Source organism: Streptococcus sp., assembly GCF_019414905.1.
Taxonomy (GTDB): domain Bacteria; phylum Bacillota; class Bacilli; order Lactobacillales; family Streptococcaceae; genus Streptococcus.
The window spans coordinates 1-7,384 of record NZ_DXLC01000187.1; the positions used below are offsets into that span (position 1 = coordinate 1).

The window sequence follows — 7,384 nt, forward strand, 5'->3', positions numbered from 1 at the left end:
TCTGGGTTCTGGGAGCTGAAGGTGCAGCTATTCCCTTGCAAGCACAAACTGAAAAAATGAGTTTGGCCTTGACCTTACCTGACAACCTTCCAGGTGCACTCTACAAGGCTCTTTCGACCTTTGCTTGGCGAGGAATTGACTTGACAAAAATTGAAAGTCGGCCACTCAAGACAGCACTGGGAGAATACTTTTTCATTATTGATGTGGATTATGCTGATAAGGACTTAGTTCACTTTGCCCAAAAAGAATTAGAAGCCATTGGAATCCAGTATAAGGTTCTGGGTGCTTATCCTATTTATCCAATATCAGACCATGGAAAGGAGAGAAGATGAGTAAAGAAAATCCCTTAAGCCACCACGAGCAGTTGCGTTATGACTATCTCTTTAAGAACATTCATTACCTCAATGAGCGAGAGAAAAAAGAGTTTGCTTACTTGCAAGGTAAGTTAAATATGGCTAGTGGTGACGCTCCCTCAGAAAGTCAGGAATTGACCGAGGATTATAGAAAGACAAGTGCTAACACTTCGATTCCTTCTTATAATAGCCGTAGTCGTTCTGAGAGATACCAGAAAATCAACTCTCTTCCGAAGAAAAAAACTAAAAAGCGGAAGCTACGGTGGGGGCGCATTTTCGCAGGTTTACTGGCTATCTTAGCTTGTCTAGCATTGGGTATGATTTTTATGTTCTTAAAAGGTTATACCAATGCTAATCCAGATAAAACTACCAATGCCCGAGCAGCTCAAGTAGAAGTCTTTAACGGTCAAGACACAAGAGATGGAGTTAATATTTTGATCATGGGTACAGATGGGCGAATCGGTCAAAATAGTGCTGAGACGCGGACGGACTCTATTATGGTATTAAATGTTGGCGGCTCAGATAAGAAAATTAAGCTGGTCAGTTTCATGCGTGACAATTTGGTTTATATAGACGGTTACAGCCAAGTCATTAACGGTAGAAAACAGACAGATAACAAGTTAAACGTAGCCTATGAGTTAGGAGAACAAGAGGGGCAAAAAGGGGCAGAAATGGTTCGTCAAGTCTTGAAAGATAATTTTGACTTGGACATTAAATACTATGCCTTGGTCGATTTTCAGGCCTTTGCTACAGCGATTGACACACTTTTCCCTGATGGGGTGACAATTGATGCTCAATTTTCAACATTGAATGGGCGCCAACTAACAGAAGCTACAGTCGGCGATGATTTACACGCTACTGAGACTGAGTCTCCAACCCAAACCATCAAAGTAGGAAAACAGCAGATGAATGGCTCGACCTTGCTCAATTATGCTCGTTTCCGTGATGATGATGAGGCGGATTACGGCCGTACCAAAAGACAGCAACAAGTACTGACAGCAGTTCTTCAGCAAATCAAAGATCCAACCAAGCTCTATACAGGCTCAGAGGCACTTGGCAAGGTATTCGCAATGACCTCAACGAATGTTCCTTATACCTTCCTGTTAACAAATGGCTTGTCTTTCCTAGACGGAGTTCAAAATGGTATTGAAAAATTGACGATTCCAGAACTGGGTGACTGGGTAGATGCCTATGATGTTTATGGAGGTTTGGGCTTGCTGGTCGATCAAAACAAATATCAGAATAAATTGTCTCAGATGGGTTTGAGATAAGATAAGACAGAAGAATCAAAGTTTGATGGCTATTTGGATAGCAGTCAGGCTTTGATTTTTTACAGTCTGCAATAGATTTTCACCCCCTATTTGTGGTATAATGAAACGATACGATAGAAAGAATAATGAATAATATGACTGATTTAAAAGCAATTCAGGCCCGTAGTCTGGAGATGGCTGAATATTTTGTTGCCTTTTGCAAGGAACATGATTTACTCTGTTATCTCTGTGGAGGAGGTGCTATTGGTGCCCTTCGAAACAAGGGATTTATTCCTTGGGACGACGACCTAGACTTTTTTATGCCTCGTAAAGATTATGAGAAATTAGCAGAATTATGGCCTCGTTATGCAGATGAACGTTATTTCTTGTCGAAGAGTAACAAGGATTTTGTCGACCGCAATCTTTTTATTACCATTCGTGACAAGGAAACGACCTGTATCAAACCTTACCAGCAGGATTTGAATTTACCACATGGTCTGGCCTTGGATGTTTTGCCTTTGGATTATTATCCTAAAAATCCAGCTGATCGGAAGAAACAGGTTCGCTGGGCCTTGATTTATTCACTCTTTTGTGCCCAAACTATTCCAGAAAAGCATGGTGCACTTATGAAATGGGGAAGCCGTATTTTACTGGGTGTGACTCCAAAATCTCTCCGTTATCGCATTTGGAAAAAAGCTGAGAAAGAAATGACCAAGTACAGTCTGGATGAGAGCGATGGAATCACGGAATTATGCTCAGGTCCTGGCTACATGAGAAACAAGTACCTAATCGAATCTTTTGAGGATAATCTTTTCTTGCCATTTGAAGAGACAGAGATGCCCGTTCCAGTCGGCTATGATGCCTATCTCAGCACTGCTTTTGGAGACTATATGACACCTCCACCAGCAGACAAGCAAGTACCGCATCATGATGCTGTCATCGCTGATATGGATAAGTCTTATACAGAATACAAGGGAGAATATGGTGGCTAAGAAAAAAATCTTATTTTTTATGTGGTCTTTTTCTCTCGGAGGCGGTGCAGAAAAGATTCTGTCTACCATTGTTTCAAATCTGGATCCAGAAAAGTATGATATTGATATTCTTGAAATGGAGCACTTTGACAAGGGATACGAATCTGTTCCCCAGCATGTAGGCATTTTAAAATCCCTTCAAGATTACCGCCAAGCTAGATGGTTACGAGCTTTTTTGTGGAGAATGAGAATTTATTTTCCAAGATTGACACGTCGCTTACTGGTGAAAGATGACTATGATGTTGAAGTTTCCTTTACCATTATGAATCCTCCACTTTTGTTCTCTAAAAGAAGAGAAGTCAAGAAGATCTCTTGGATTCATGGAAGTATCGAAGAATTTCTTAAGGATAGTTCAAAAAGAGAATCACATAGACGCCAGTTGGATGCTGCGGATACCATTGTAGGAATTTCTAAAAAGACCAGTCATTCTATCAAGGAAGTCTATCCAGATTATGCTACGAAATTACAGACGGTCTACAATGGATATGATTTTAAGAGTATTCTAGAAAAATCTCAAGAGAGGATCGATATCGAGATTGCGCCTCAAAGTATCTGTACTATCGGACGGATTGAGGAAAATAAGGGTTCTGACCGTGTGGTGGAAGTGATACGATTATTACACCAAGAGGGAAAATACTATCATCTCTACTTCATAGGGGCTGGTGATATGGATGAGGAACTGAAAAAACGCGTCAAAGAATATGAGCTTGAAGACTATGTACATTTCCTTGGTTATCAAAAAAATCCATACCAGTATTTGTCTCGGATGAAAGTTCTCTTGTCTATGTCTAAACAAGAAGGTTTTCCTGGAGTGTATGTGGAAGCCTTGAGTCTGGGACTTCCTTTTGTCTCTACGGATGTTGGAGGGGCTGAGGAATTATCCCAAGACGGACAATTTGGACAAATCATTGAGAGCAATCAAGAGGCGGCTCAGGCAATTATTAACTACATGACTTCTGCCTCAAACTTCGATGTCAATGAGGCTAGCCAATTCATTCAGCAATTTACAATTGCCAAACAAATCGAACAAGTAGAAAAACTATTAGAGGAGTAGCATGGAAACTGCATTAATTAGTGTCATTGTGCCAGTCTATAATGTGGCGCAGTACCTAGAAAAATCGATAGCTTCCATTCAGAAGCAGACCTATCAAAATCTGGAAATTATTCTTGTTGATGATGGTGCAACAGATGAAAGTGGTCGCTTGTGTGATGCAATCGCTGAACAAGATGATAGGGTGTCAGTACTTCATAAAAAGAACGAAGGCTTGTCGCAAGCACGAAATGATGGAATGAAGCAGGCTCACGGAGATTATCTGATTTTTATTGACTCGGATGATTATATCCATCCAGAAATGATTCAGAGTTTATATGAGCAATTAATTCAAGAAGATGCGGATATTTCGAGCTGTGGTGTCATGAATGTCTATGCTAATGATGAGAGTCCGCAGTCAGCTAATCAGGATGACTATTTTGTCTGTGATTCCCAAACATTTTTAAGGGAATACCTCATAGGTGAAAAAATTCCTGGAACGATTTGCAATAAGCTAATCAAGAAAGAAATTGCAACTGCCCTATCCTTTCCTAAGGGATTAATTTACGAAGATGCCTATTATCATTTTGATTTAATCAAGTTGGCTAAGAAGTATGTGGTTAATACTAAACCCTATTATTACTATTTCCATAGAGGGGATAGTATTACAACTAAGCCTTATGCAGAGAAGGATTTAGCCTATATTGATATCTATCAAAAGTTTTATAATGAAGTTGTGAAAAACTATCCTGACTTGAAAGAGGTTGCTTTCTTTAGATTGGCTTATGCCCACTTCTTTATTCTGGATAAGATGTTGCTAGATGATCAGTATAAACAGTTTGAAGCCTATTACCAGATTCATCGTTTTTTAAAAGGCCATGCCTTTGCTATTGCTAGGAATCCTATTTTCCGTAAGGGGAGAAGAATTAGTGCTTTGGCTCTATTCATAAATATTTCCTTATACCGATTCTTATTACTGAAAAATATTGAAAAATCTAAAAAATTACATTAGAACGGGGGTGAGCAAGTGATTGATGGAAAACGATTATTATTTAGTTTGACCATAGTCAGCTATGCCTTGACACTAGTAAGTGGAATTGTGTATCTGTTTAATAATAACAATGTTAGCTTGCTTTCTACTTTATTGTTCTTACTGGTTAGTAGCTTAATTGCTTGTTGGAACGATATCAAGTATTATATCATTCATTTTATTTTCTTTTTAACTATTTTTGTCTTTTTGGTATCAAGGCCAACCATTGATTATTTTAGGGATGGTGCTTTGGATACCTATCATCCGATTGCCTATCGTTTTGCCTTTATAGTTGTAATGGTTTCGATTCTGGGCTTGACGACAGGAGGTATCCTGGCTCGTTATTTTATAGCTAGGAAGCAAATGAAAGTACCCAAGATAGGAAGTTCTCTAAAAGAGGTTTATATCAAGCGGTTGCGCTTTGTATCGCTAGGAGTTTTTCTTCTAACCTATCCTTTCTATTTCATTCGGTTATTTGAACGGCTCCTGTATCGCTTGCAGACTTCCTACTATGCCTACTATGCAAACTTTGAAAGTAAACTGCCTTATTTTACCTACATTTTGTCTACCTTTACGGTCTATGCAATGTGTATGTATCTGGCAACCAAGCCTAAGAAATTGCAGGCTACAGCAGTGCTTGTCTCCTTTATTGCAGCTAATACCATTCATTTGGCAATCGGGACACGAAATCCCTTTATTTTAAGTATTCTATTTGCTTTTGTTTATTACTTTATGCGGGAGCAAACTGAACAGGGAAAATGGATTGGATTTAAAGAAAAGTTAGCGATTTTTGTAGGTTCTCCTATTCTCATGTTGGCGATGGGAGTGCTCAATTATGTACGGGATAATGTCCAAGTTTCCCATACAGGATTTTGGGATATCCTACTTGATTTTATCTATAAACAAGGGACTAGTTTTGGTGTTTTAGCTCGAGGTTTTCTATTTAACAGTAGCCTCCCTTACCGAGATTTCCGTAATTTTACTTTTGGTCCTGTTCTTGATTATTTTGCGAGGGGAAGTTTGGGGGCTATTTTCGGAGGAAAAGCCTTTGAACATACAACCAATAGTGTGGAACTAGCTATTGATAGTAATAGTTATGCCCATAATCTATCCTATCTTGTCTTGAACAAGGAATACTTGAAAGGACATGGTATCGGAAGTAGCTATATTATGGAGTTGTATACCGACTATGGTATGATAGGAGTCTTTCTACTTAGTCTCTTGCTAGGTATGCTATTTATAGCCATGTTGCAAGTAGCCTACCGATCAAGAACAATCCTATTTGCCTTGTCCCTACTCATATTGAATAATCTATTCTTTATGCCAAGAAGTAGCTTTTCAGAAAGTTTCTTCAATCTATTTACAATGCAATTCTGGGGAATTGTTCTTGTGATAATATTCGTAGCAAAAATGCTTACAAAAGAGAACCAGTATCTACTAAACAAAGGAGAAAAAAATCATGTTTGAACATTATTCAGTAGCTGATTTATTTGCAAATCTTTACAAAAAACGAAAAGCAAATATTCTAGCTCTCATCGCTTTATTTGCTCTCATTGCTGTACCATTTACAATTAAAGCAGTTAAGAATAAAAACACTGTTAAAGACACAACAAGTTATTCAACTTATCTTAGCTATAAAATCACTCCTCCAGAAGATTCAGCTAAAACGATTTTGAATCATCAAATTGGTGGTTATAGTGATTTTTATGGGAAATTGATTGATGGAAATTTGAATGGAGCTTATCTTTTTAATGATGTAGAACCCAGTGAGTTGAAAAAAATTGCCAGTGAATTGGATACGACCGAAACAACCTTGAAAAATTCAACGAATGACTATTGGTGGAAAAAATTGACCGTCTACTATATGATTGACGATGCAGGGGTTGGTGTGAAAATTTTGACACCAAGTAAAGATGCCAATGACTTGTTGGAGCGAAAAATTGATGGGTTGATTGAGAAATTTAAACATACCTATGCAAATGTGAAAATTGAAAAATTAGAAACCATCAACTCTAAAGAATTGAATGCAAATGGTGAAACAGCGCTCGGCTTAAATGTGAAAAATCTGATTCTTCGTTTAGCTGTTATTGGAGTGGTCTGTGTGATTTTGGTTGTGATGGGAAATGTGTTAGTTTATCTCTTTAATCCAACAATCAATAGAGCAGGTGATTTTTCTCAGTATCAAATTGATTTTGTAACAGAGATTACAACAATTGCCAACCTAGCAGATGTTTTGTCATACAAAAATGCTGGACAAGAATTGACTATCGTTAGCTCAAACAAAGCTATCCTAGATAAATTGAAACAAAATCAAGAGTCTTTAAAAGGAATGCATTTTGTCGATTTACAAGATGTGCCATCGCTTTTGGAAAGAGATACAGTCCTTCTTGTTGAAGAGTACGGAGTGACTCGTTATAAGAAATTTGAGCAAAGTCTTCAAATTCTTCGAAACTTAAATCGTTCTATCCTCGGTGTAGCAACCTTTAAACTATAAGCTTTCTGATGTATTAGGTCTTCAAGGTTGGCTAAGAGCCGATTTTGAAGGCTTTTTCTATTTGTCTGCAGAAATTTTCTTTTATACTCAATGAAAATCAAAAAGCAAACTAGGAAGCTAGCCGTAGGTTGCTCAAAGCACAGCTTTGAGGTTGCAGATAAAGCTGACGTGGTTTGAAGAGATTTTCGAAGAGTAT

The 7,384-nt window shown here is 38.1% G+C and carries 6 protein-coding genes and 1 pseudogene; all 7 read left to right on the forward strand.

What is annotated here, in order from left to right; all coding sequences use genetic code 11:
• Positions 1–332, forward strand: a pseudogene (locus QZ359_RS05645) (prephenate dehydratase); the annotation flags it as partial.
• On the forward strand, positions 329–1,624 hold the full coding sequence (locus QZ359_RS05650) for an LCP family protein (RefSeq protein WP_293963947.1): 1,296 nt from the start codon (positions 329–331) through the stop codon (positions 1,622–1,624). The pseudogene QZ359_RS05645 and the gene QZ359_RS05650, both read left to right, overlap by 4 nt.
• A gap of 125 nt (positions 1,625–1,749) precedes the next feature.
• Positions 1,750–2,595 carry a phosphorylcholine transferase LicD gene (locus QZ359_RS05655; protein ID WP_293963948.1) on the forward strand — a complete coding sequence of 282 codons (846 nt, stop codon included), beginning with the start codon at positions 1,750–1,752 and terminating at the stop codon, positions 2,593–2,595.
• A complete protein-coding gene (locus tag QZ359_RS05660; protein ID WP_293963949.1) occupies positions 2,585–3,688 on the forward strand; it encodes a glycosyltransferase in 1,104 nt (367 codons plus the stop codon). The genes QZ359_RS05655 and QZ359_RS05660 overlap by 11 nt, the downstream gene beginning before the upstream one ends.
• Before the next feature lies 1 nt (position 3,689).
• Complete coding sequence (locus QZ359_RS05665; RefSeq protein WP_293963950.1) at positions 3,690–4,676, forward strand: glycosyltransferase family 2 protein; 987 nt, start codon at positions 3,690–3,692, stop codon at positions 4,674–4,676.
• Between the two features lie 15 nt (positions 4,677–4,691).
• On the forward strand, positions 4,692–6,161 hold the full coding sequence (locus QZ359_RS05670) for an O-antigen polysaccharide polymerase Wzy family protein (protein WP_293963951.1): 1,470 nt from the start codon (positions 4,692–4,694) through the stop codon (positions 6,159–6,161).
• Entirely contained in the window at positions 6,154–7,188 is a 1,035-nt protein-coding gene (locus QZ359_RS05675; protein WP_293963952.1) for a prephenate dehydratase, read from the forward strand. The genes QZ359_RS05670 and QZ359_RS05675 overlap by 8 nt, the downstream gene beginning before the upstream one ends.
• Positions 7,189–7,384 lie beyond the last annotated feature (196 nt).

Coding starts and splice junctions, on each gene's coding strand:
- QZ359_RS05665 (WP_293963950.1), top strand. CDS start 3,690: ATGGAAACTGCATTAATTAGTGTCATTGTGCCAGTCTATAATGTGGCG.
- QZ359_RS05660 (WP_293963949.1), top strand. CDS start 2,585: ATGGTGGCTAAGAAAAAAATCTTATTTTTTATGTGGTCTTTTTCTCTC.
- QZ359_RS05650 (WP_293963947.1), top strand. CDS start 329: ATGAGTAAAGAAAATCCCTTAAGCCACCACGAGCAGTTGCGTTATGAC.
- QZ359_RS05655 (WP_293963948.1), top strand. CDS start 1,750: ATGAATAATATGACTGATTTAAAAGCAATTCAGGCCCGTAGTCTGGAG.
- QZ359_RS05675 (WP_293963952.1), top strand. CDS start 6,154: ATGTTTGAACATTATTCAGTAGCTGATTTATTTGCAAATCTTTACAAA.